Source organism: Microbulbifer variabilis (genome assembly GCF_020524905.1).
Taxonomy (GTDB): domain Bacteria; phylum Pseudomonadota; class Gammaproteobacteria; order Pseudomonadales; family Cellvibrionaceae; genus Microbulbifer; species Microbulbifer variabilis_A.
In genome coordinates, this window is sequence record NZ_JAIVKI010000002.1 from 153,501 (window position 1) to 176,558 (window position 23,058).

Genomic DNA, 23,058 nt, shown 5'->3' on the forward strand with positions numbered 1-23,058 from the left:
ATTGCTTAGCCAGATAAACTGATAGGGTTCTAAAGCAACAACGTCCGACCTACGCCAAAATTAGATTTTAATAGAGGTATTGATACCCCTTGCTGACTTACAGCAATCATGGAGTATTAAAATTTATCTGTAGTGCATTATTATCCCAACGGCACCCCCAAAGGCTCAATCACCACCTGTTCTCCAGCCTCCACACTGCCACTCTCCCGTGCCAGTACAATAAAGCAGTTAGCAACAGCCAGGCCGGTAAGAATATGACTGCCCTGGGTACCAACTGGCTCCACCACCAGTACCCCATTTTCATTACTGCGATAAACTCCCCGTTGGAAATCAGTACGGCCAGGCTTTTTCTTTAGGGGCTTTAAAAGCTGGGCCTGCAAAATCTTCGGGCCACTCCACTGGTTACCTTTCATTACACTCAGGGCGGGCACAACCAGTTGGTAAAAGGTCACCAGGGCGGAGACGGGATTTCCAGGTAGGCCAAAGAATGGAATTCCTTGCAGAAAACCAAAAGCAAATGGCTTGCCGGGTTTCATAGCCACTTTCCAGAAAGCGATCTCACCCAGTTCTTCCAGCACCTCACGGGTGTAGTCCGCTTCACCAACAGAGACACCACCGGAAGTAATAATGGCATCGGCCTCTCTGGCAGCACGCTGTAGGGCATCGCCGATGGCCTGTTTATTATCGGGCAGTATGCCCAGGTCCAGTACATCCAGGTCCATCTGAGCTAGAGCTGCCAGCAGGGCGTTACGATTACTATCGTAAATATCGCCCTCACTCAGGGATTCACCTGGCTGGCGTAACTCATCGCCGGTGGAGAAGAGTGCGATCACAGGCTTGCGCACTACCGTAACCATACTGACACCGGCGGCGGCGAGCAGGGCAATATAGGCAACGCTGATAGGTTCCCCCGCTTGCAGCAGGGTTGCACCCTCGACCACATCTTCACCGCGGCGGCGAATATTTTCGCCTTTGCGCACTTCACAGGTGATACGGACAGACTCTGCCTGGGCTTCGACATGCTCCTGCATAACTACGGTGTCGGCCCCTGCAGGCAGCGGCGCTCCAGTCATAATTCGCACACAGGTACCAGGATTCACCACCCCCTCGAAAGGCGCACCGGCGAAGGACTTGCCAATCAACTCCAGTGGCAGACCGCTAGCCAAGTCTGCAAAGCGCAAGGCATAGCCATCCATCGCAGAATTGTCACAGGGAGGTAGATTTACGCTGGAGGAAACCGGCTCGGCCAATACTCGGCCAGTGCTCTGGACTAGCGGCAAAGTTTCGGTGCCATGAATCGGTCTCAGTGCTTGCAGCAGTTTTTCACGAGCGCCCTCTATGGTCATCAGGCCATGGGTGCTGCAAGAATCGATGATAGGCATGGACAACTCTCTCACTTCATTCGTTTGCTATCGGGATAGCTTTTTCAATGAACCCGCTCCAGGGATTCCGGGCGCTTTTGATTGACCATCCAAACGGCGGCCTCCACGCGCGAGCGCATCCCTAATTTCTTTAATAAATGTTTTACGTGGACTTTCACTGTTGCGTCGCTGATATCCAACTCGCGGGCAATCAGTTTGTTGCTGAGGCCATCGGCAATTAGCTGCAGTATCTGAAATTCACGACTGGTGAGAGTGGATAAGGTATCCGCTCCAGAGGTGTCCGGCTGGCGCAGGGCCGAGGCAAGTACCTCGGTCAAGCGCTGGCTGATTGCGAGCTTGCCATGGGTAGCCTGTATCACCTGGTCGAGAATATCCTCCGGCTCCATGTCCTTGAGCAGGTAGCCATCCGCTCCGGCACGAATACAGGACACCACGTCGGCGTTGTTATCGGACACGGTGAGAATAATGATTCGTGAGGAAATATCAGCGGCGCGCATCGCCCGCAGGGTATCGAGCCCATCCATGCCGCGCATATTTAAATCCAGCAAGATCAAATCCGGCTCATGCAGTTTGGCCTTCTGCAGGGCTTCCTCGCCACTACTGGCCTCCGCCACTAATTCCAAACCGGGCTCCATGGCAAACAGCTGTTTGAGACCTTTGCGAAACAACGGGTGGTCGTCAACCATCATTACCGTGGCAGATTGGGTCATGCAATATCCTGCTTTAGTGATTCAGTCTGTATTAAATGATGCCAATGACTTTACCATAGCGCCCACAGACTGCGCTTACTCCCTTGGAGGTAAGTGCACTGAACACGGCGCAAAGGGATTACTTACTGATGGTGATTGAGTGCGCTGAGGCAGCGGCCCATAGTGGCTGCAAGGAACATTGATAGGAGGATATGGCCGCCGTGTCTGATATTTATGAGTGGGCCCCGGAGGACCGCCGCTTCTGGCAGTCCCAGGGCAAGAAAATCGCAAACCGCAATTTATGGATTTCTATTCCCAGCCTTTTGTGTGGGTTCGCCGTGTGGCTCTACTGGGGCATTATCACGGTGCAAATGCTCAACCTGGGCTTTCCCTTCGCCAAGGCTGATTTATTCACCCTGATGGCAATCGCTGGCTTGACCGGTGCCACCCTGCGCATTCCCAGTAGCTTTTTTATTCGTCTGTTCGGCGGTCGCAACACCATTGTGTTCACCACCGCGTTGCTGATGATTCCCGCTCTGGGTACCGGCATTGCCCTGCAGAGCAAGGAAACTCCACTGTGGGTTTTCCAATTGCTGGCGCTGCTATCTGGAATCGGTGGCGGTAACTTCGCCTCCTCCATGTCGAATATCAGTTTCTTTTTTCCCAAAGAAAAACAGGGGCTGGCACTGGGCCTAAATGCGGGCCTGGGAAATTTCGGCGTAACCAGTATGCAGATACTGGTACCGCTCTTTATGACCTTCGGCGCTTTTGGCGCGGCCGGCGGCGATCCCATGATACTGGTGAGCGGCTCCGGCTCACTGATCGGCAAGGTGCCGGCGGGCTCCGAAACATGGATTCAAAACGCCGGCTTTGTGTGGCTACTGTTCCTGCTTCCGCTGGCCCTATTAGGTTGGTTCGGTATGAACAACCTGCGCACGGAAGAAGTGAGCCCAGATGTGGGCAGCACCCTCGGCGCTATGGCAAAAATGACCTTAATGCTGAGTATCGGCCTGTTTACCGCGGTGATCGGCCTGTGGTTGTTATTGCCCGAAGCCGCCAACGGCTCCGGTTGGGGGGTGCCCAAAGAAGTTGTGTTGGTGCTGGTTATTAGTGCTACGGTATTCGGACTGAAACTCCTGCCCGGCGCCATCAGAGCCAGCCTGCAACGCCAATATCGCATCTTCAACAACAAACATACCTGGGTGATGAGTGTTATTTACACCATGACCTTCGGCAGTTTTATCGGTTTCGCCGCTGCCTTCCCGCTGGCCATTAAAGTTATCTTCGGCTACAGCCACGTGATGGTGGATGGAGTCATGACCCACGATACCATCAATAGTAATGGTCCCAGTGCCCTAATGTATGCCTGGATGGGCCCATTTATTGGTGCACTGATTCGCCCGGTAGGTGGTTGGATTGCCGATCGTATCGGTGGCGCCCTGGTGACCCAGATCTGTGCCGCGCTAATGGTGGGAAGCGCCCTGGGGGTGGCCTACTACATGAAAGCCGCCTATGCCTCGGCCACTCCAGAAGAATTCTTCCTGCCCTTCTTCCTATTGTTCCTACTGTTGTTTGCTGCCACCGGTATTGGCAATGGCTCCACCTTCCGTACTATCGCCATGGTATTTCCCAAGGAGCAGGCCGGGCCGGTATTGGGCTGGACCTCAGCGGTAGCCGCCTACGGAGCCTTCTACATTCCCAAAGTCTTCGGCGAACAGATCAAGGCGACCACACCGGAATATGCACTGGCGGGCATGGCCATTTTCTATGCGGTTTGCCTGGTAATTAATTACTGGTTCTACCTGCGCAAGAATGGCGAATTCTATAACCCATAATTCGATTTTTCTCACAGGATTCTATTGATACGGGGAGGTTTTACCTCCCCTTTTTTGTTACTGATGTATTGGCTATTTCAGGGCCGGGATTACAAACCGGTAAGACTGCCGGCCTTAAACTGGGCAAAGTAAGGTCCACCTATATACAGCTGCAAACGCTCGTAAGATAGGTGAGAAATATCGGCATAAAATACCTGCTCTGCAGCAGTTAATTGCAGACGAATGCGGCCATCGGCGAGCTTTTGCTTAGCGATTAGAGTTACCGGCAGGCAGTTGAGGATGCTGGAAAGACCCGGCTTCTCTACACTGAGGCTGATATCTCCAGCTTCCAGTAGAAAAGCTGCGGTATCACCTTTACGGTAATGACCTGTCACTCTATCTGCAAAGATGGAAATCCCACCGAAATCCAAAGTCAGCAGACCATCGTTAAGGGATTCCACTCGCGCTTCGATCCGACTGCGACAACTATCCCCCACACCACGGCTATCCAAGCGCTGGGCAACTTCATGCAGGGGAAGCGGTGCAGACAAATTGGCAGAATCCATCCACAAACAGCGCTGAGCCAGCAGCTGTATTTCATCAAAGTCGTGACTGGTCCAGATTACCAGCGCCGGATATCGGGCCCAGAAATCCCGCAGGGTCGGCAATAAGCGTCGTAGCACTTGGGCGCGGTCTACCGCTGATAGCGGTTCATCAAACAACTGTAACGGTGCATTGTTAAAAAGCTGGCGCAATACGGCCACTCGCTGCGCCTCTCCGCCAGACAATAACTCCACCGGCTGATGTAGCAGTGGTTCAATACCAAAAGCTTCTAGCAGCCGATCACACTCAGCTACAGGCAGTGGCCTGCGGCTGTAACGACGGGCCAATGCCAGGTTATCTGCCGCCGACTGGCCGGAAAACAGGCGGCTGTCCTGAAAGCCCAGAGAGAGGGTTCTTTTGTGGGTAGCCAGGCCGCGGTGTCCGCGCTGCCAGACCGTATTGGCAAAAGTGATATGGCCACGGCAATGGCGCTGGCCAGCCAAGGCCGCCAGCAATGTACTTTTGCCGCTGCCGGAGGGACCGGTCAGGCCAAAAATCCCAGAATCAGGCAGGTTTAATTGCCAGGGTGTGGCTGCATTAAGTGAGGTCACCAGCCCCGCAACGTTCAGTCCGGTGGAATCAGAGGTGGTAGTCGCAGCACCGAATAGGGGTAAGGTGATTTCCATTAACCCAGCACCCCCATTACCGGTTTAACCTGCTCGCTGTTTAATCCGCGTGGGGCCAAATTATGTCCCAGCCAGCGGGCAGCGAGTAGGAGTACCGTAGTAATTCCCATCAGCATCAAAGCCAGCCGGTGCGCCGCACCGTATTCCATCGCCTCCACATGTTGATAAAGAGCGATAGAAACCACCTGGGTCTCACCGGGAATAGCGCCACCAATCATCAGCACTACCCCAAACTCACCCAGGGTATGGGCAAACGTTAAAGCACAGGCACTCACAATAGCGGCGCGACTCGCCGGTAAAAGTACTTTGAACAATGCCGCCCAGGGCGGAATACCCAGTACTGCGGCGGCCTGGATCAGGCGCTGGCCATTGGTATTAAAGGTGGCCAGTAATGGCTGCACCATAAACGGCAGGGAATAAATAACAGAGGCAAACACCAGGCCGGTGAAAGAAAACACCAGGGGGCCATCAAAAATGTGCGACAGCCACTGACCAGGAGCATAGTTAGGGGAAAATAAGAGCAGTAAATAAAAGCCCAATACCGTGGGTGGCAGTACCAACGGCAGGGTAATCAATACCTCTATAGCGTGACGCCAGCGGCTCTGCCATCGGCTCAATTTCCAGGCCAGAGGCACGCCGATAATAAATAACAGTAAGGTGGTAAGGCCGGCCAATTTTAAGGTTAGCCACAGGGCCTGCCAGTCGGCAATGGCGATATTCATAACCGTCGCCCCCCGTCTGTTTCACTATATTGCGCAGGCAAAACACCGTAACCCAAGTGGTGCAGTTGCGCCTGTACTTTCGCTGAACGCAAATAGTCGGCGAGGAACCCTGCCTCTTCAGGCTGGAGGCTCTGAGTAGGAATTACTAGCTGCTGCTCAATCGGGTTATACAAATGCTGCGGCAGCAACCAGAAGTTATCTCGGCCAGCTGCTTGCATCTGGCTGGCAGCGACAAAGCCCAACTGCGCATTGCCGGAATCCAGCATTAAATAGGCCTGGCCTGCGTTGTGCGTACAGGCCAGTTGGGTTTGTTTTTTCTCCCACAAGCCCAGGCTTTGCAGTGCCTGCCGGGCAGCGCTGCCAAAAGGGGCCACCTTGGGATCAGCTAGTACGATTTTATCGGGCCAACTTTGCAGAAGCTGCTCGATATTCGATTCCGATTTTGGGTGCCAGAGAGCGAGTAAGCCCAGGGCGTAGGTCTGGCGACTGTTACCCAGCACCCAGCCCTGCTTTTCCAATAGCTTGGGCCGTTCGCGGTCGGCAGACAGGAATAAATCGAAGGGTGCGCGGTGTGCTATTTGCTGGTAGAGCACTCCGGAACTGCCACTGCTGATTTGCACCACACAGGCATGGTGACGCTCAAATTCCGGCAGTACTTGTTCCAGTGCCGGTCGAAAGCTGGCCGCTACCGCGACTCGCAAGGTGCAATTATCTGCATTTATTGGCAGCGCGATTGCCACCAGAAAAGCAGATAGCAGCAGATTCAACCGGCGGACCACTTTTCCATCTCCGCAGCATCGCTGGCCCGAGCCGCCACCCAGCGCTCTGAAGGCTTACCAGACGTGTCCACAACCACTTCGCGCTTCCAAAAAGGCGCCTCGGTTTTGAGGCGATCCATGATGTATTGGCAGGCGGCAAAGGCGGCCTGGCGGTGGGGGCTGGTAACGCCGACAAAAACAATCTCGTCGTTGATCTGCATAGGGCCAACCCGGTGAACAATGACCACACGCCCCAGGGACCAGCGATCGCGGGCATCATTAATAATCCGTTGCAGGCTTTTTTCGGTCATGCCTGGGTAGTGTTCCAGGGCCAAGCCGCAAACATTACTACCGGCATTGAAGTCCCGCACAGACCCCACAAACAAAGCACAGGCACCATCGCCACTGTTGCCTTGCAGCGCGGTATATTCAGCCGCTACATCGAAGGGCGTTTCACAGACTTCGATACGATCAACGGCTTTCATATTGGCACCACTAGCCGCCTGTTACCGGCGGGAAAAATGCAACTTCATCCCCAGCCTTCACCTGGGCCCCGGTTTCAGCCAGTTCCTGATTCAGGGCCATACGGATATCGTCCCTCTGCAGGTGTGGGCTCCAATTAGGGTGTTGCTCACATAGGGTTTTGCGCAGGTCGCCGAGGCTGCCGGAAAAGTCTTCCAGGGTAATCTCACCCACGCCCAATTGCTCGCGCAGGCGTGCGAAAAACAGAACCTTTACCATTGCTACTTATCTCTAAATTTCTTACGCCTTTTCCGTGGTATCGCCACGCCAGTGGCCACGCTTGCCGCCGGTTTTTTGCAGCAGGCGGGTTGGACCGATTTCCATCCCCGGGTCCACGGCTTTGCACATATCGTAAATGGTCAACGCCGCTACGGAAGCCGCTGTTAAAGCTTCCATCTCTACGCCGGTGCGCCCGGCCAGGCGGCAGAAAGCGGTGATATGCACGCTGTGTTTTTCTGGCTGTAATTCGAAATCCACTGCCACCTTGGTCAGCGCCAGTGGGTGGCAAAGGGGAATTAAATCTGCGGTTTTTTTCGCTGCCTGTATACCGGCAATGCGAGCTACAGAAAGCACGTCGCCTTTCTTGTGCGCCCCCTGGCTCAGCAATGCAAAAGCCTCCGCACTCATGTGGATACTGCTCTCGGCCAGGGCGCTGCGGTCGGTGATGTCCTTCTCGGTAACATCCACCATGCTGGCTTCACCCTGCTGGTTTAAATGGGTTAACTGACTCACGAATTACCCCCTGCTCTCGCAGGCCCCACTGGCAGCACGCACATGGGGGATAAAGTTACAGGGCTTATGGCGGGCATCCAGCTGCTCCAGCAATATACCTTCCCAGGCAGTGCGACAGGCACCGGTGGAACCGGGCATACAACATATCAGTGTGCGATTGGCAAGGCCGGCGAATGCGCGGGATTGAATGGTGGAGCTGCCGATATCCTCCAGGGAAATATGGCGGAACAGCTCGCCGAAGCCATCGACGGTTTTATCGAACAGCGGACTCAAGGCCTCCGGTGTTGAATCGCGCTGGGTAAAACCCGTGCCGCCAGTCACCAGTACTACCTGCACATTGGGATCTGCAATCCAGGCGGAGACCACAGCACGCAGCTGGTAAATATCGTCTGGGGTAATGCGCTTATCTGCGAGCTGATGGCCGGCAGTTTTAAGTGCCTCCGCTAGGTATTGGCCAGAAGTATCAGTCTGCTCGTTGCGGGTATCGGATACAGTCAGCACCGCGATATTGAGCGGTACAAATTCTTTGCTGGCGTGGGCGGACATAATCAGTGGTCTCTCAAAAACTGTTTTCAAAATGGAATTCAGAAGTCTTATCCGGCGAGTTCAGGCCAAGATAATCTGCCGGCGTATTGATATTGCGATGCCAATCGTCAGCACTTTTTATGGGTATGGATTTGGCTCCCAAGTGACGCAGCAGTGCGCCAACGGAATTGCGCGCACTGCCTTCGACCGCATGGCGTAAATAATCCAGGCAGTCGCTATTGAAAGGCAGCCACAGGGGAAAAAAGAAGTCTGCAAAATAACAGGGCCGGCCACTTGCCTGCCCCTCGGCCAATAACTCTGAAAGGTGCTCTCGCCCGAGCAGGGGCATATCAACGGGAATCACAAGAGCCGCATCGGCATCAGTTGCCATCGCTACTGAATAGATACCACCCAGTGGACCCCGCTCTGGCACAAGGTCTTCAATAGCCCCCGGGCGGGCGCCGCTGGTTACGACTTTTTCCAGCGGCAACTCACTCAGCAATGCCTCAGCATTCTGCAAAAAATTGCCTCGCTGGGGGTGTGACAGCAGGGCCTTGTCTCGGCCCATCCGGCTGGAGCGGCCGCCGGCCAGCACCACGCCGATTGTTGATTTGCCAACTAAAGTCCTGGCCATAACCCTAGCCCCCCAGCATCGCCAGGTTGCGGGTGGCGCCGGTAAAACCTTCGTGCAGCTGGTGGCCAGCGGTCTTATCGACAATCAACTCGCGGATATGCGCCGCCAACACGTCACTATCACCAGCGGCGATTATCTCGCGCATATCAAAGCCCTGATCGGCAAACAGGCACAGGTGCAGCTTGCCCTGGGCCGATACCCGCAGGCGGTTGCAGCTTGCGCAGAAGTCTTTGCCGTAGGGGGTTATCAGGCCGATACGACCTACGTAGTCCGGGTGAAAATACTCCCGCGCAGGACCGGCGTCGCGGGCGCGGGCGACCTGCTGCCAACCATCGCGCAATAACAGGGATTCGATATCATTGCCGGAGACATGATTGCTGGCAAAGAACTCGCGGTTGTCGCCGGTACGCATTAATTCGATAAAGCGCAGGGTTACTGGGGTTTCCCGAATCCAGGCGAGGAAATTATCCAGCTCGGCCAGATTGTACTGGCGCAGCAGCACTGCATTGACCTTGGTATCGATACCTAGGGCCAGGGCGCGATCCAAACCGGCGAGGGCTTTGTCGAGACGGTCATGGCCGGTGATATGGTGGAATTGAGCCGGATCGAGGCTGTCGATACTGACATTAACCTGGTTCAGCCCGGCACGGTGCCAGTCGTCAATCTGGCTCGGCAGGCGGTAACCGTTGGTGGTGATAGCAATGCGGCGAATCTTGTCACTGGCCCGCACCGCTTCGAGAAGCGACACCAGGTCTTTGCGTAGGGACGGCTCGCCGCCGGTGAGGCGCACTTTCTCCGTACCCAAAGAGGCGAAAGCGCGCACAAGGGTGCCCACTTCAGCGACTGAGAGAGGATTTTCACCCATCAGGGAACGGTCGCAACCAATACCTTCGGGCAGGCAGTAGTTGCAACGGTAATTGCAAATATCCGTCACGGACAGACGCAGGTAGTAAAACCTACGACCAAAATTGTCTTGTAACATTAAACGCCTTTCCATAGCCGGGAGGCTGTGCAGTTTCCTACCCAACCCTGGTGGCTGTTACAGCCACGGTGCCGAAACCATGCAGAAGTACCATTAGGTATTGCTGTTTAGATTGCGGGACTCGGTGTTTAAACGGGTGCCAGTGTAACAGGGTATTAAATTTATGCTCGAATAAAATATGTCCGCCCTGTGATGAAGCAAAAAAGCTCATTCTTTTTTTATTTGCACCTAAATAATGCAAAAGAAAGGTCGAAACTATAAATTAAAGAAAATTCGATAACGCGCTGAAAGTGCTTGCAAAAAATTAGCCATATAAAAAGCAAAACCCCGGCCAATGCCGGGGTTTTGTCAATATATATCAGACAGCTTGTATCAGACCAACCTTAGAAGTTAGCACTCACCATCAACCAAAACTTATCGGTATCCAGTTTGTACTGATGCGCTTGGTAGGAAGCGTACTTAACTAACAAAGAAATATCTTCGGTGAGATTACGGCCATAGCTCACATTCCATTCATGACCATAATCCGTTGAGTTTTCGTTTGCATCGAAATTATGGTAGGCCATATTCAGCTTGCCTCCAGCGACTTTTACGGCAGCTGAGGCATACAGGTCCTCAATACCATCAGCAGGAGTCGCCAGGAATTGATCGGTATAGCCCTGGAACTTATGCAGTGTGGCCAGTGGAGTTTTGAAACCAATGCCGTTATCAGAACCCAGCACTTCATAACCGACCTTAGCACTTAGCAGACCCTTTTCCGCACCCAGTTCTGCCAGATAATAGTTTGCGCTGTAGTCTTGTTGGTTATCACCCGTATCGCTCTGACGTGCATAGCTCAGGTTGGCATTCAACAGGCCAAAATCTCCTTTGTAATCCACGCCGTAAGTACGGCTTGAATTACTCTGGGCATTTTCCAGGTCGAGGTTATAGGCGAAGCCGCTAATCTTATGCCCCTCGACCAAAGGGTAACTGGCGTGCAGTAATTGGATATTGCCTTCGAATTCGGCGTTCGAGCTGTCCTCACCGAAAACACGGTTCACATTGTAAATGTAGCTGTAGTCCAGCTGCAGGCTATCGGCACTGCCATACTGGTAGCGCACGCCATCGTAGGTCTGCTCATTCTGTCTCCAGCCAACCCCACCGACTAAGCGCTGGTTATCCAGATTGATGCGCTGGCGACCGGCAGTAATTACAGAATTCACTCCGTTATAGCGAACGTAGGCCTGGTTAACCTCGGTACCATCCGGATCAGCAACCACCGGATAATTGGTTTTACCGTTGACGGTAGAATTGTAATTGTCATTGCCAACAGCAGTAACATCATCCAACTCTAGAAAACCACTAAAGCCATGGTAACTACCGCTTAACCAGTTAAGGCGGGTTCTCAGGGTGGAAGCAAGTGCGTCCCCATTGATACCATCCTGATCATAATCTTCCTGGTCGACAATCTCTACACGATAGCGGAGATTTAAGTGCGCCTCACCGGATTTCAGGGCATCGGCAAGAGTGGTATTTTCGCCATCCTGTGCACTAGCCTGCAATGCCGCAGTGCTACAAGCACCGAGCAGTATAGCTCCAAGAAATTTTGGTAATCTTTGCATGGTCATTTCGCTTTTCCTTTGCATCAGCGATGTGGACAGAAGTAAATTACATTTTTTTCGATAGCGTTGAAAACACAATTTTCCTTGTGGAGAAATTTTTTTGTTCTCATCACATGTGAACCAATAGAGTCATCCTTAGCTAGTGGGTACTACCTATCCGTGTAATGCTCTAGTTACCTCATCAAACTCACAATAAGAATTTTTTTGACTGAATACTGGACTATTTTAATGCCTCACAAGTAACCTATTGACTTAGTAAAAATTGCGAACTGTTTCCATAATTTCCATACATGCTTATCAGATAAACCGGTAAACCTTCTCGCAAACGTATCCAAGTAATTCTGAAAAATATTTTAGGTGCACTAAGTTTGTGCATGAATTCCTAATAAGGATAAAAGGTACTGGTAAAATTTTTTATAAAACTGCGGACTCTCCGTAGTGAATAAGAAATTCTTTAAAGCATCATTTCTTTATTACTACAAAAAAATATCTCACTCCTATTTCGGCAATCAATGCATATCCCATTCCAAAAGAACGAAATTTATTTTGAACTATCTGAAAATATCAATTTCTGTGGCAACATCGATCTGCCTAGCTATTACACAGACTAAGAAGTGGCCTTAAGAGTGTAATCGCTTTCGATAACGGAAGTGTAATGGAGGTATTTCAACGGATCTTGATCTACGTCAAGTGTGAGAAGTACCCCTAAATACTCTCTAAAAACCAAAATCAGTTAGAAGCTCAGGACTTTGATATTGTAGAAAACTGACAGAGCTTTACTATTACCCGCTGCGACTCACACAGTTGCACAGCAAGGAAAGACATTCAGTGGCTAGGAATAATAGCCAATCAGGGAAGAAGCGAAGTCAGTATGCTGAACCGAATACAACAGTCTATTGTTTACCGCATCGGCACGCTGATGTTACTCACCGTTCTGGTGGCCCTCAGCTCCATGGTAGCATCCTATGTGATCTCCGATGCGGCCGAGAACGACGCTGCCGCAGTAAACCTTGCAGGCTCCCTACGCGCTATGAGTTATCGGCTCTCGGCCACAGCGCCCTCCGGTAATGTACAGGCAACAGCTGATCTTGCCGACGAAGTCGCCAAGCGCCTGGCACGTGTCCTTAGCATTTCTGACTTCAGCGCCAGCGACAACTTACGCGCAGCACGTAACTATCGCAAAGTGATTGGGAGCTGGGAGCGGGAGATTCGCCCGCTACTGGAATCCATTGCCGCCGGTCGCTTATCCATGGATTCCCTGCAACTAGCCACCTACTTAGAGCCCTTTATCGGCGATGTCGATACCCTGGTATTTGACTACCAAACTATCGCCGAGGAGAAAATCAGCCTATTGCGCTTGGTGCAGCTGGGCTCACTGTTCGCTATCGTAGTACTTGTCTACCTGTCTCTTTATATTCTGCATCGCTCGGTGGAACTGCCTCTCAAACAACTTACCAGCCGTTCACTGAGCATCGCCCAGGGCAACTTCCATCAACATCGCCTGGAAATCGATAGCGAGGATGAACTCGGGGTGCTCGCGCGCACCATCAACTACATGAGCGACGAGATCCATGCGACCCATCAACAGCTGGCCAAGCGCGTAGAACTGAAAACTGAACAGTTACAAAAAAGCCATGAGGCCTTGGATTTCCAGTACCGCCTGGCGCGGCGTATCAGCGAGGGGCCTCTAGCCGGCGCTGAACTAGGTAAATGGTTAGAGGAGTTTGCCAATGTGGCAGACCTGGATAACCTCGACTTGTGTCTGATGACCCCGGAGGGCGAGGCACCCTACGAGCACCTGGTAGAGGGAAAAGGATATAACCACTGTGAGAGCTACGAATGCAGAATCTGTGTGAGTAGCTGTGGGCCATCCGATGAGGGCAGCTTTCACATCCACCGTTTCCCCCTGGAGGTGGATAAACGCAACTATGGTGTGCTGACTTGCACCCTGCCTCAGGGCAAGGACCTGGATGAAGAACAGCTGCAACGTCTGGCCACATTCGCCGATAGCGTTACCGCTGCCATCGCTATCAATGAACGCGAGGCTCAAGACCGCCGTGTAGCTCTGCTCGACGAGCGTGCCATTATTGCGCGCGAACTACACGATTCCCTGGCCCAGTCCCTCTCCTATCTGAAAATCCAGGTAACCCGGCTCAGTCGCGCCAACCTTAGCGAACGGGTGGACAAGGCCCAGGTGGAGGAAATTATCACTGAGCTGAGGGAAGGCCTGGATTCTTCTTATCGACAGCTTCGCGAGCTGCTCACCACCTTCCGCCTACAAATTGGTCCCGGCGGCCTGCGCAATATATTGGAGCAATCCATCCTCGCCTACCGGCAGCAGCACCCACAAATCACCATTCTGTTGGACTACCACCTGGACGAAGTGCCTTTCACGCCCCACGAGGAGATTCATTTACTGCAACTAGTGCGCGAAGCCACTCAGAACGCTGTGTATCACTCTCAAGGAGATATGATCCAGATTAGCCTGACCCAGGCTGAAAACCATGCCCTCAATGTGCATATTCGCGATAATGGTGTTGGAATCAGTAGTCTGCCGGAGAAACGTAATCACTTCGGTATGTCGATCATGCAGGAGCGTGCCAGCAATTTAAATGGCAAATTGAAAATCCGCCGGCGCCAAGAGGGCGGGACAGAAGTGCGTTTTCAATTTGTGCCTCACTATGCAAGGGAGCGAGAAGTGATTTGGCGGGATACCGCTTGATTCATTATAAGGCTTCCCCCTGGAGTTAATGTCGTTTAATCAATCTTTAGAATTTGTATTCAAACTTAATAAGAATCAAATATTCAAGTTGTCGCCTTTAAGATTTCTTAGAAAGGCTGCCCTCCCCTTCTTATGCTACAAGTACCCTGTGGTTCAAACATGGATACTTCTTCAGGAAGTAATCGTGAAAATGGGTAGTGTTGGACGCCAGCCAACCCAGCTTTCGCCACAAACTATATGATTGAACGAGTCATCTAATTAAGAAGCACTACTTATGAAATTGCATACTTTTTCAACACTTACCTCTTTCATCCTAACCTTTTTTCTATCTATCTATTCAGCCTTTACCTTCGCTGATCCTCAGGCAAAGAAAGAAAAAAACCAAACGGGCACCGAACAATCTTCGGATAAAAATGCTTGGTCCGAGGCTGGCGAAAATAATAATTATTACATTTTCAAAGCTAATCTCACACCAGGAGAAGAAAAGATACTCAGTAATAATGCCGTGGATAAGCAAACACCCGCCGATGCCCGTGGTTATTTCTTAGGCGTTTATAATCAACAAACCCATATGCTGAACTTTATGATCGGATATCAAAACCTTTCCGGGTCAGGGGTATCCATGTCACATTTCCACCTTCGCTGTTCAGGTGAGGGTAAAGAACCAGCGATATGCAAACCTGGCAGCCCCAGCGCCCCAGTTATTCAAACCATCTGCGGCATGCCTACACAACCGGGTAAAACCCCCGATTGGCCATCAACCAAAGCCAATCAGGGTCGCCAGGGACTTGAGGCAAAATGCTCCACAGGTACCAGCGGCGCTATTATGGGAAAATGGCTTGTAGAAGAGCAGTACCGCGGAGATTTAATGGGAGGTAAGGTTTACGTAAACTTACATACCCAAATGAATCCAAAGGGCGAAGTTACCGGGCTGTTAGAAAAGAGCAAGTGAAACCTCAACTAATCAAGCCACTCGCAAACGTTTCTTTTTACAAGAATCTCTGGAAGTATTATCGAGCAGTTTTAAAACCTTGATGCGCAAAGTAAATGTATCTCCAGAGATTCACCCTTCAACGAAAGAGTCTTTAATCCACTAGTTTATAGAAGGTTTGAGCACTGCCCCCATAGATTGCTTCTTGTTGTGATACATGCAGTGAACTTAGCAACTGATTAGTGACATGAAACCAAGTTGAAAAATTACATACCAAATTTACTACTGGCCAATTGCTTCCCCACATGATTCGATGAGCGCCAAAGTATTGGAGAATATGCTGAAAATAGGGTTCGATCGCTAATCTTTCAGCCACAATTTCTGTTAAAATTGGAAAACATGAAAGCTTGCAGTAGATATTCTTTCTTAATGCTAACTCTTCTATGCCCTGATACCAAAACAAATCATTTTTATTGCTTATCTCCGGCTGCCCGCAATGATCAATCACTATTCTCAATCGAGGATAACGTTTAGATAGAGTGAGCAGTGCTGCGAAATGCCTGGGGCGGACAAGCGCATCAAAAGCTTTCTCATTAATCTCCAACCACTTGAAGCATCGACCTAATTTTTCCCTCAGAATCCAGTTACTATCTGGCATATCCTGTAATATTGGCCGAATTCCAAGAAATTTTGAATTTCTTTTCAATTCATTGAGTCTAGACCCTACCTGCTTACTGGCCATATCAACCCACCCCACAACTCCGGCTATAAAATTATATTTATCTGCCAAAGCTAACAGGTAGTCAGTTTCTGCATCTGTTTCCGCCGCCTGGATCAGCACCGAACGTTCAATACCATGTTTCTGTATAAGTGGCTCATACTCATCCGGCAGATAACTACGATTTAGGATTGGTAGTTTCTCATTAATCCAGGAGTAGTCGCCACGACTTAAATCCCAAATATGAAGGTGACTATCGACTCGCATAAAATCAAGAAGTTAATTCTTGAAAAACACTTATTACTATTAGCATTTCCAGATTCTCATATCGGCTTTAATAAATATTGCCGAATTAAAAGCATAGTTTGGATAAGTAACTTCTGCATACCAGCACAAGATTCAAACTCAGCTTTATCTCCCCTTTCTCCTGTAAAGAAGCAAGCAAAGAATGGATCTGGATCAGGTACTAAATCCATTTAATCCCAAAAATGTTCACAGATCGACGAGCTTTGTCTCCACAGTCACTTCCCAACAATCTTCGCTCATTTCACGTAGGTCTATCCTGGCGCCGGTAATTCGCTTGATCACCTGAATATTCGTCAGTAGGTGCTGACTCGGTTTTAAAGTGTGGAAGCGACCGCCTTTACCAAGAGCCATAGGCAGTATTAACTGATCGGCCAGGTGCTCACCTACCGGCACACCAGCTTTTAAGTACCGATGCATCTGCCGGATTGCACGCTGGGCAACGCGTTCAGCACTTACGCCTTGCTCCCCCATCGAGTCAAAAATTTCTACTATCTGTTCAAACTGCAAACGTAACGACAGGAGATTACCTGGCCCTTGGGAGAACACTTGTATTCGCTGTAAATGCTCATCCGGCCAACCACAAAGCTTACTAACCTGAGCCAATTCACGCTGACCAACATGTGCCGGAATACTTGCGGAAATCGCTAGGGCTTTACGGCCCAGTGATTCGCCCCTCTCAGTCAGGTCCAGTTCCGACAGTGAGGTAAGAGGCTGGATACGTGTGCGCCAAGAACCACCACCAGCAGGATAAAAGCCATAATCCTGTAGCTCCACTTCCACTCCCGCACCCATTCGAGCTAACAGTGGTAAATAGACCTGTTTAATAAAGTCGAAACTCGGTGCCTTTTTATTATGGGTACCCCCCTCCAAACACAGCTCACTAATGCCATCTGCAAATAAAAGTGGCAAAAGCACCGTTTGCAATACCAAACTGGTGCTGCCGGCTGAGCCAATCGGAAAATGATATTCACCGGATTGCACCTTTCCCGGTATGAACGTCACTTCTACAGCCCCCAGCTGCTCGCCTGAGACTTCGGCATTGCTGATCGTTTTTGCTGCTCGCAAACAGGCAAGATGCTGACGTAACAGACCTGGCTTTTCACGGCCTCTGCGAATATTTTTTATACGAACCGCTACCCCCAGGCACATGGACAAAGTCAGAGAGATTCGTAAAATCTGCCCGCCGCCCTCCCCCTGGGCGCCGTCTATCTCAATCACTAATTGATTCCTTTCTTACTATTAAATAATTCAGTTGATTTTTTTCATCAAGCAGTTGAGCGTAGTTTCACCAGATCATTAAGCACACCTTCTAGGCCGCCATAAACTGAAATTTTATCGATGCGATTACTAACCCTTTCCAGAGACTCCAATTCTTTTAAACGCAGCAATGTAGGATTGTTATCCATCATCTTGGCAGTATTATGCAGGGATCGCATAGCCTGGGTCTCTTCACGTCGCTTTATTAAATTCGCTTCAGATTCTTTTTGTGCTTCTACCACTTGATTGAGAATCATCTTCATATCACCGGGTAAAATAATATCTTTCACTCCCACACTGACAATCTCGATACCATACTCAGCTAGTTTTTTTCGGATACCTGTTGCAATGACAATATTCAGGCGATCTTTATCTGCTAATAAACTATCCAGAGTCTGGGTACCCACCGCTTCTCGCAGATACAGTTGTAGTTCACGATAAATATAGTTTTTGTAGTCACTAAGCTTTAATGCCAACCGCTGTGGATCAGTAATTTTGAAACTTCCACTCAGGTTGATACGCAAACTTACCCGATCTTTGGTAAGTATTTCCTGGCCACTCACTTCAATAGTTTGCAGACGCATATCCATTAATTTTACTGCAATAGAGCGATTGTATTTCCAGAAGCCATAACGACCAGGTTGCAGAACTTTTTCTAGCTTGCCGTTTACAACCAAAAGGCCTACGTGCTCATCGGGGATTTCATTGTAGCTAATCGCCTGTGCGGCAATGCGCATTTGATTTGCGCGAACACCCCGACCGAGGAGCCCTAGTACTTGCTCATCAATTGAGTATTCCTCAGAGATATCCACAATACCCACACGCACGGTTTCAATACCCTTCCATACAGCACGGTAAGTACCGGGAGGAAGGATGTCCACCAAGTGACCATCCCGATAGAAAAGGCCGACTTGGTGATCTGACAGCTCATAGGACTGCAAATACTCTCCCAGTATTTCTCCGTAAGTGTTCAGTAGGAACTTTGCCTTGATCGCATCAAAAACCACTTCGGTAATATCATAAGTTTCCACTCGCACATCACCAGAAAGCAGCCAGATTCGGTGACGCCCTGGAGGTAGCACTCTTTCAAAGCGGCTACGCCGAAACAGTAATGCTCTCTCGCTATCGGCTACATCCACAATCTTCCATATTTTAAAGAGAGATTTCATTTCTCTGATCTCTTATCTTTTTATTCCTTTGGGTGGGGCCCACTCGATCACAGGGTGGCCCAACGCTTGTACACAGTGGAGCAAATTACAGCGGTTTTGCGGAGTTCTTCATTCACCCCTCCCGGGTAACACAGCCAATATCCCTGGCTAAAATAGAATCAATGCAAATCCTGTAATCCACTCGCACAACGCAAACCCACGCAAGGCGACACTGTCACCGGTGTGCCTTTGTATTTGACCATTGATGCAAAATCCAACAGTCCAAACCATAGACACAGTGGGCCCCGGATAGATTTCAACAAAGAGGACTTCTTTGTAGGGGTTCGAACCCCAGGCTCTCGCCTTTCCTTAAGGTCGCTTTCCAGACGACATGACTTTGACAGGAATTGAACCTGTAACAAACCGATAAAACGGTTGCTCTACCAATTGAGCTACAAAGTTAGCGTTTGAGTGTTGTTCCAGTGGATACACCTGCCGCCAGCGACGATGGTGTCAGGCCGGCATACAGAACCGGCTCCGCTGACTGGGACAAAACATTCAAACTTGTTTGCGGAGAGCCTGCCCTTTGGGCGTAACTTCCGACATTCCTCACTACTAAAGGCCTTTCCGTGGCCAGCGCTGACTATCCTTTGACGCAGACTACCTGCTTGAGGGTGTAAACGATTTCCACCAGGTCTTGTTGTGCTGCCATAACCTTCTCAATAGGTTTGTAGGCCGATGGGGTTTCGTCGATCACACCTTCGTCTTTACGGCATTCCACGTCGACAGTAGCCGCGCGATGCTCTTCCAGGGATACCAGTTTTTTCGCCTTGGTACGGGACATCACCCGCCCGGCACCATGGCTACAGCTGCAGAAGCTTTCTTCGTTTCCTAACCCCCGCACAATAAAAGACTTGGCCCCCATACTTCCGGGAATAATGCCCATTTCATCAACACGCGCCCTTACAGCTCCCTTGCGGGTTACCAGTACATCCTTGCCGTAGTGGTGCTCGTGGGAAACGTAATTGTGGTGGCAGTTAACCGCCTCCATACGCGCCTCAAAATCCATGCCCAGTGCCTGCTTCACCGCGCCGATAGTACGCGCCATCATGACCTCGCGATTGATGCGAGCAAATTCCTGTGCCCACTCTACCGCCTGCACATAGTCATCGAAATGCTCTGTGCCCTCGGGGAAATAGGCCAAGTCGCTATCCGGCAAATGAATATGCCAACGCTCCATATCCCGCTTGGCTTTCTCGATAAAGTAAGTGCCAATACGGTTACCCACACCGCGAGAACCACTATGTAACATCAGCCACACACTGCCGTGCTCATCGAGACACATCTCAATAAAATGGTTACCGGTGCCAAGAGTCCCCAAGTGATTGATATTATTGGTATTTTTAAGTACTGGGTGCTTCTCCCTGAGCAACTCAAACGGCGCTGCCAAAGGCGCCCAACCGGCTAGTGCATCATCTGGCGGATTCTCCCAGGCACCCTTATCCCTACCTCTGCCCCGGTGCCGACCAGTGCGCCCGTGGGGCACGGCGCGCTCAATGGCATTGCGTACACCCGCCAGGTTATCTGGCAGCTGTGCCGCCGTGAGGCTGGTGCGCACCGCCATCATGCCGCAGCCAATATCCACACCCACGGCTGCGGGGATTACCGCGCCCAGGGTGGGTACCACACTGCCAATGGTGGCCCCTTTGCCCAGGTGTACATCGGGCATTGCCGCCACCCACTTGTGGATAAAAGGCAACTGCGAAATATTTCTGAGCTGAGCCCTGGCTTCTTCTTCAAAGGGCACACCTAAGGTCCAGGACTTAATCGGTACCCCACCTGCCTGCATCACTTCATACGGCAATGGTTTCATCTCTCGCTCCTTTTAAATCTCATGAAACCGCTGAAATCTCGTGAAACCGCGTTATCACTTCATGGGTTTCTCTTGCCATTGATATAGCGAATTGGGTGCCAACTTTTGAAAAAACTTCTGGAAATCATGTAGGTCATTGTTTTTAAAAGAAAAATAATTTCATAAGTAGATTTCTAAGGAAACCTTAGCCAAGTTGAAAACAATAGATATCTATCTTTTTAGATAGCTATTTATTATTTTAGATAGCATGAAAACAGTAGCTATCAGTATTCTCGGTACCACTAAGGATCGGCGCGGCAAAGGCGACAAGCGTTGGGATAAGTGGCGGCCCAATATCTCCATGTGTCAGCACGATGACCTACTGATCGATCGGCTGGAACTCCTTTTCGACAACCATTCGAAGAGCCTGGCAGACCAGGTCACCGAGGACATTGCACGCGTTTCCCCTGAAACGGAGGTGGTCCATCACCGAGTCAACTTCAATGACCCCTGGGATTTCGAGAGTGTGTACAGCAACCTGCTGGATTTCGCTCGCGACTACTCTTTTAAGCCGGACCGGGAGCAATACCTGGTACATATCACGACTGGCACCCATGTGGCCCAGATCTGCCTATACCTGCTCACAGAGGCCGGTTATTTCCCTGGGCGCCTGCTGCAAACTTCTCCTGCACATAAAAACAGTAACCTGCCGGGTCAGTACCAGATTATCGATTTGGATCTATCCAAGTACGACCAGATTGCCTCACGCTTCCAGCGAGAACACCAGGAGGGCACCACCTACCTGAAAGGAGGCATTGAGACGAATAATCTCGCCTTTAATCAGATGATCGAGCAGTTGGAGCAGGTCTCTATCCGCTCCGACGCGCCCATTCTGATTACAGGACCGACGGGAGCAGGAAAATCGCAGCTGGCCCAGCGTGTCTATGAGTTACGCAAGCAACGGGGAAAATTGGAAGGGGGCCTGGTAGCGGTAAACTGCGCTACCCTGCGCGGCGAGAATGCCATGTCCGCCCTATTCGGCCACCGCAAAGGCGCCTTTACCGGTGCCACCACACACCGCCCTGGGCTATTAATGGAGGCGGATAAGGGCCTGCTATTTCTGGATGAAATCGGTGAATTTGGACTGGATGAGCAGGCAATGCTGCTGCGAGCCATAGAACACAAGCGCTTTATGCCCTTCGGCTCAGACAAAGAAGTGAGCAGTCACTTCCAGTTGATCGCTGGCACCAACCGGGATCTTGTACAGCTCAGCCGCGAGGGTAAGTTTCGCGCAGACCTACTGGCTCGTATCGACTTATGGACCTACCGCCTACCCTCCCTGCGTGAGCGCATTGAAGACCTGGAACCCAATATCGACTTTGAGCTGGAAGCTTTTTCCAGAAAGTCCGGCCACTTGGTGAGTTTCAATAAAGCGGCACGGGAGAGGTACCTCAACTTTGGCCGTTCAGCAGAGGCCAGCTGGTCCGCTAACTTCCGCGACCTTAATGCCAGTATCCTGCGTATGGGCACTCTTGCCGATGGTGGGCGCATCACCACTGAAGTGGTGGAGGAGGAAATTCAGCGGCTGCGCTTCAAGTGGCAAACCCCAAATAATAATGAAGCATCGCTACCCTTTGCGCGTATCGAAGCGTTACTGGGCCCTGGCAGTTTTGAACAAATGGATTACTACGAGCAAATCAAACTGGCAGGGCTAATCCAGGTATGCGAGGAATCCAATTCCATGGCAGAAGCCGGTCGCAAACTATTCCAGGTGAGTCGCGCCACCAAAAAATCCAATAACGATTCTCACCGGGTGAGGCAATTATTGGAGAAATACGGACTTAAATTTGAGCAGCTTATTAAAACCTAAACCCCTATTATATCTTCAAGATACAAACCGAATAATTAGACCAAATCTCCAAATCTTATGTTGAACAAAAGAAGTGACTAATATGTAACTGCGATAATACTTTTACATCCAGGATGAAAATATGGTGCTATCCTCACCGTATTAAAACGCCTTATTAATTAACTCTTGGGTAATTGGTAAATATCCCTGTACAGCCCGTCTGGAAACTGAATTCTATTTATCTTGATACCGCCTAACCTTTCGACTAGAGAACGGGCCGGGACATTATTATCATTCATATAAGTTTCCACGGAATCCCACTGGAAATTAGTATAGGCGTGGTTGATAGCCGCAAGAGAAGCCTCGTGAGCTATGCCTTTGCCCCTAGCCTCGGGCAACAGCCACCAGGTTAATTCCCTTGGCCACCCGATCCCCTGCCAAAACCCACAGGTACCTAATTGTGTCCCTGTATATTTTTCTTCTATTACCCAAACACCAAACCCACAGAGATACCAGGAACCAAGATCAGCTTTTAACCTATTCCAAACTTCAATGGGAGAAAGAGGGCCACCGTAATCCCTAGAAGCTTCTTCATCTGTATAAAATAAATTATACAATGAGAGATTGTCCTTGCCTGGAGCCTTCAATAAAAGTCGTTCTGTCTCTAAATTGGTAATCATATTTT

At 50.5% G+C, this 23,058-nt stretch carries 22 protein-coding genes and 1 riboswitch; of the genes, 4 read left to right on the top strand and 18 right to left on the bottom strand.

The features are described from left to right. Nucleotides 1-140: 140 nt before the first annotated feature. Nucleotides 141-1,382: a molybdopterin molybdotransferase MoeA gene (moeA, locus tag LC073_RS03640; protein WP_226643593.1), complete on the bottom strand. Its 1,242-nt coding sequence runs from the start codon at nt 1,380-1,382 to the stop codon at nt 141-143. 44 nt (nt 1,383-1,426) lie between these two features. Continuing rightward, nucleotides 1,427-2,092, bottom strand: a complete 666-nt coding sequence (narL, locus tag LC073_RS03645) for a two-component system response regulator NarL (RefSeq protein ID WP_226643596.1) — start codon at nt 2,090-2,092, stop codon at nt 1,427-1,429. Between the two features lie 191 nt (nt 2,093-2,283). Between narL and LC073_RS03650 the strand changes: the two genes are divergently transcribed. Further along, nucleotides 2,284-3,906, top strand: coding sequence for an MFS transporter (locus LC073_RS03650; RefSeq protein WP_226643598.1), 1,623 nt, complete (start codon nt 2,284-2,286; stop codon nt 3,904-3,906). Nucleotides 3,907-3,995: 89 nt separating this feature from the next. On the opposite strand, the gene LC073_RS03655 is transcribed toward LC073_RS03650, so the two are convergent. The 10 genes from LC073_RS03655 to LC073_RS03700 all read right to left on the bottom strand — a co-directional run bounded on the left by LC073_RS03655 (nt 3,996) and on the right by LC073_RS03700 (nt 11,596). Continuing rightward, complete coding sequence (locus LC073_RS03655; protein ID WP_226643600.1) at nt 3,996-5,114, bottom strand: ATP-binding cassette domain-containing protein; 1,119 nt, start codon at nt 5,112-5,114, stop codon at nt 3,996-3,998. After that, nucleotides 5,114-5,836 (bottom strand): molybdate ABC transporter permease subunit, encoded by a 723-nt coding sequence (gene modB, locus LC073_RS03660; RefSeq protein ID WP_226643602.1) that lies wholly within the window; start codon nt 5,834-5,836, stop codon nt 5,114-5,116. The genes LC073_RS03655 and modB overlap by 1 nt, the downstream gene beginning before the upstream one ends. Next, a complete protein-coding gene (gene modA, locus LC073_RS03665; protein ID WP_226643605.1) occupies nt 5,833-6,615 on the bottom strand; it encodes a molybdate ABC transporter substrate-binding protein in 783 nt (260 codons plus the stop codon). The genes modB and modA overlap by 4 nt, the downstream gene beginning before the upstream one ends. Continuing rightward, entirely contained in the window at nt 6,600-7,079 is a 480-nt protein-coding gene (gene moaE, locus LC073_RS03670; protein ID WP_226643608.1) for a molybdopterin synthase catalytic subunit MoaE, read from the bottom strand. Before moaE ends, modA begins: the two co-directional genes overlap by 16 nt. 10 nt (nt 7,080-7,089) lie before the next feature. Continuing rightward, nucleotides 7,090-7,335: a molybdopterin converting factor subunit 1 gene (moaD, locus tag LC073_RS03675; protein ID WP_226643610.1), complete on the bottom strand. Its 246-nt coding sequence runs from the start codon at nt 7,333-7,335 to the stop codon at nt 7,090-7,092. A 21-nt stretch (nt 7,336-7,356) separates the two neighbouring features. Beyond that, nucleotides 7,357-7,848, bottom strand: a complete 492-nt coding sequence (moaC, locus tag LC073_RS03680; protein WP_226643612.1) for a cyclic pyranopterin monophosphate synthase MoaC — start codon at nt 7,846-7,848, stop codon at nt 7,357-7,359. A 3-nt stretch (nt 7,849-7,851) separates the two neighbouring features. Continuing rightward, the gene (gene moaB / locus LC073_RS03685) at nt 7,852-8,394 is read right to left on the bottom strand and encodes a molybdenum cofactor biosynthesis protein B (protein WP_226643614.1); all 543 of its coding nucleotides are present in this window, start codon (nt 8,392-8,394) and stop codon (nt 7,852-7,854) included. 13 nt (nt 8,395-8,407) lie between these two features. Next, the gene (locus LC073_RS03690) at nt 8,408-9,007 is read right to left on the bottom strand and encodes a molybdenum cofactor guanylyltransferase (protein WP_226643615.1); all 600 of its coding nucleotides are present in this window, start codon (nt 9,005-9,007) and stop codon (nt 8,408-8,410) included. A 4-nt stretch (nt 9,008-9,011) separates the two neighbouring features. Further along, a complete protein-coding gene (moaA, locus tag LC073_RS03695; RefSeq protein WP_226643617.1) occupies nt 9,012-9,989 on the bottom strand; it encodes a GTP 3',8-cyclase MoaA in 978 nt (325 codons plus the stop codon). After that, nucleotides 9,978-10,128, bottom strand: a riboswitch (molybdenum cofactor riboswitch). Its footprint overlaps the gene before it by 12 nt. A gap of 244 nt (nt 10,129-10,372) precedes the next feature. Beyond that, a complete protein-coding gene (locus LC073_RS03700) occupies nt 10,373-11,596 on the bottom strand; it encodes an alginate export family protein (RefSeq protein ID WP_226643619.1) in 1,224 nt (407 codons plus the stop codon). Nucleotides 11,597-12,461: 865 nt separating this feature from the next. Here LC073_RS03700 and LC073_RS03705 point away from each other — a divergent pair. Both LC073_RS03705 and LC073_RS03710 read left to right on the top strand, forming a co-directional pair. Beyond that, nucleotides 12,462-14,312 carry a histidine kinase gene (locus tag LC073_RS03705; RefSeq protein WP_226643621.1) on the top strand — a complete coding sequence of 617 codons (1,851 nt, stop codon included), beginning with the start codon at nt 12,462-12,464 and terminating at the stop codon, nt 14,310-14,312. Between the two features lie 274 nt (nt 14,313-14,586). Beyond that, nucleotides 14,587-15,264, top strand: a complete 678-nt coding sequence (locus tag LC073_RS03710) for a CHRD domain-containing protein (RefSeq protein ID WP_226643623.1) — start codon at nt 14,587-14,589, stop codon at nt 15,262-15,264. Between the two features lie 133 nt (nt 15,265-15,397). Here the strand turns inward: LC073_RS03710 and LC073_RS03715 are convergent, their stop codons facing one another. From LC073_RS03715 to LC073_RS03735, 5 genes are all read right to left on the bottom strand, one after another. Beyond that, nucleotides 15,398-16,228 carry an amidohydrolase family protein gene (locus tag LC073_RS03715; protein WP_226643626.1) on the bottom strand — a complete coding sequence of 277 codons (831 nt, stop codon included), beginning with the start codon at nt 16,226-16,228 and terminating at the stop codon, nt 15,398-15,400. A gap of 56 nt (nt 16,229-16,284) precedes the next feature. Next, nucleotides 16,285-16,437 carry a hypothetical protein gene (locus tag LC073_RS03720; protein WP_226643628.1) on the bottom strand — a complete coding sequence of 51 codons (153 nt, stop codon included), beginning with the start codon at nt 16,435-16,437 and terminating at the stop codon, nt 16,285-16,287. A gap of 16 nt (nt 16,438-16,453) precedes the next feature. Continuing rightward, nucleotides 16,454-17,485, bottom strand: a complete 1,032-nt coding sequence (gene rtcA / locus LC073_RS03725; protein WP_226643630.1) for an RNA 3'-terminal phosphate cyclase — start codon at nt 17,483-17,485, stop codon at nt 16,454-16,456. A 47-nt stretch (nt 17,486-17,532) separates the two neighbouring features. Beyond that, nucleotides 17,533-18,693 (bottom strand): slipin family protein, encoded by a 1,161-nt coding sequence (locus LC073_RS03730; protein WP_226643633.1) that lies wholly within the window; start codon nt 18,691-18,693, stop codon nt 17,533-17,535. Between the two features lie 622 nt (nt 18,694-19,315). Next, entirely contained in the window at nt 19,316-20,545 is a 1,230-nt protein-coding gene (locus tag LC073_RS03735) for an RtcB family protein (RefSeq protein ID WP_226643636.1), read from the bottom strand. A gap of 247 nt (nt 20,546-20,792) precedes the next feature. Here LC073_RS03735 and rtcR point away from each other — a divergent pair, with 247 nt between their 5' ends. Next, nucleotides 20,793-22,394: an RNA repair transcriptional activator RtcR gene (gene rtcR / locus LC073_RS03740; RefSeq protein WP_226643639.1), complete on the top strand. Its 1,602-nt coding sequence runs from the start codon at nt 20,793-20,795 to the stop codon at nt 22,392-22,394. Nucleotides 22,395-22,552: 158 nt separating this feature from the next. Here the strand turns inward: rtcR and LC073_RS03745 are convergent, their stop codons facing one another. Beyond that, the gene (locus LC073_RS03745; protein WP_226643641.1) at nt 22,553-23,053 is read right to left on the bottom strand and encodes a GNAT family N-acetyltransferase; all 501 of its coding nucleotides are present in this window, start codon (nt 23,051-23,053) and stop codon (nt 22,553-22,555) included. Nucleotides 23,054-23,058 lie beyond the last annotated feature (5 nt).

Excerpts from the sequence above, each read along its gene's own strand:
- moeA (WP_226643593.1), bottom strand. The coding sequence starts at position 1,382 with ATGCCTATCATCGATTCTTGCAGCACCCATGGCCTGATGACCATAGAG.
- narL (WP_226643596.1), bottom strand. The coding sequence starts at position 2,092 with ATGACCCAATCTGCCACGGTAATGATGGTTGACGACCACCCGTTGTTT.
- LC073_RS03650 (WP_226643598.1), top strand. The coding sequence starts at position 2,284 with ATGGCCGCCGTGTCTGATATTTATGAGTGGGCCCCGGAGGACCGCCGC.
- LC073_RS03655 (WP_226643600.1), bottom strand. The coding sequence starts at position 5,114 with ATGGAAATCACCTTACCCCTATTCGGTGCTGCGACTACCACCTCTGAT.
- modB (WP_226643602.1), bottom strand. The coding sequence starts at position 5,836 with ATGAATATCGCCATTGCCGACTGGCAGGCCCTGTGGCTAACCTTAAAA.
- moaE (WP_226643608.1), bottom strand. The coding sequence starts at position 7,079 with ATGAAAGCCGTTGATCGTATCGAAGTCTGTGAAACGCCCTTCGATGTA.
- moaD (WP_226643610.1), bottom strand. The coding sequence starts at position 7,335 with ATGGTAAAGGTTCTGTTTTTCGCACGCCTGCGCGAGCAATTGGGCGTG.
- moaB (WP_226643614.1), bottom strand. The coding sequence starts at position 8,394 with ATGTCCGCCCACGCCAGCAAAGAATTTGTACCGCTCAATATCGCGGTG.
- LC073_RS03690 (WP_226643615.1), bottom strand. The coding sequence starts at position 9,007 with ATGGCCAGGACTTTAGTTGGCAAATCAACAATCGGCGTGGTGCTGGCC.
- moaA (WP_226643617.1), bottom strand. The coding sequence starts at position 9,989 with ATGTTACAAGACAATTTTGGTCGTAGGTTTTACTACCTGCGTCTGTCC.
- LC073_RS03700 (WP_226643619.1), bottom strand. The coding sequence starts at position 11,596 with ATGACCATGCAAAGATTACCAAAATTTCTTGGAGCTATACTGCTCGGT.
- LC073_RS03705 (WP_226643621.1), top strand. The coding sequence starts at position 12,462 with ATGCTGAACCGAATACAACAGTCTATTGTTTACCGCATCGGCACGCTG.
- LC073_RS03710 (WP_226643623.1), top strand. The coding sequence starts at position 14,587 with ATGAAATTGCATACTTTTTCAACACTTACCTCTTTCATCCTAACCTTT.
- LC073_RS03715 (WP_226643626.1), bottom strand. The coding sequence starts at position 16,228 with ATGCGAGTCGATAGTCACCTTCATATTTGGGATTTAAGTCGTGGCGAC.
- LC073_RS03720 (WP_226643628.1), bottom strand. The coding sequence starts at position 16,437 with ATGGATTTAGTACCTGATCCAGATCCATTCTTTGCTTGCTTCTTTACA.
- LC073_RS03730 (WP_226643633.1), bottom strand. The coding sequence starts at position 18,693 with ATGAAATCTCTCTTTAAAATATGGAAGATTGTGGATGTAGCCGATAGC.
- LC073_RS03735 (WP_226643636.1), bottom strand. The coding sequence starts at position 20,545 with ATGAAACCATTGCCGTATGAAGTGATGCAGGCAGGTGGGGTACCGATT.
- rtcR (WP_226643639.1), top strand. The coding sequence starts at position 20,793 with ATGAAAACAGTAGCTATCAGTATTCTCGGTACCACTAAGGATCGGCGC.
- LC073_RS03745 (WP_226643641.1), bottom strand. The coding sequence starts at position 23,053 with ATGATTACCAATTTAGAGACAGAACGACTTTTATTGAAGGCTCCAGGC.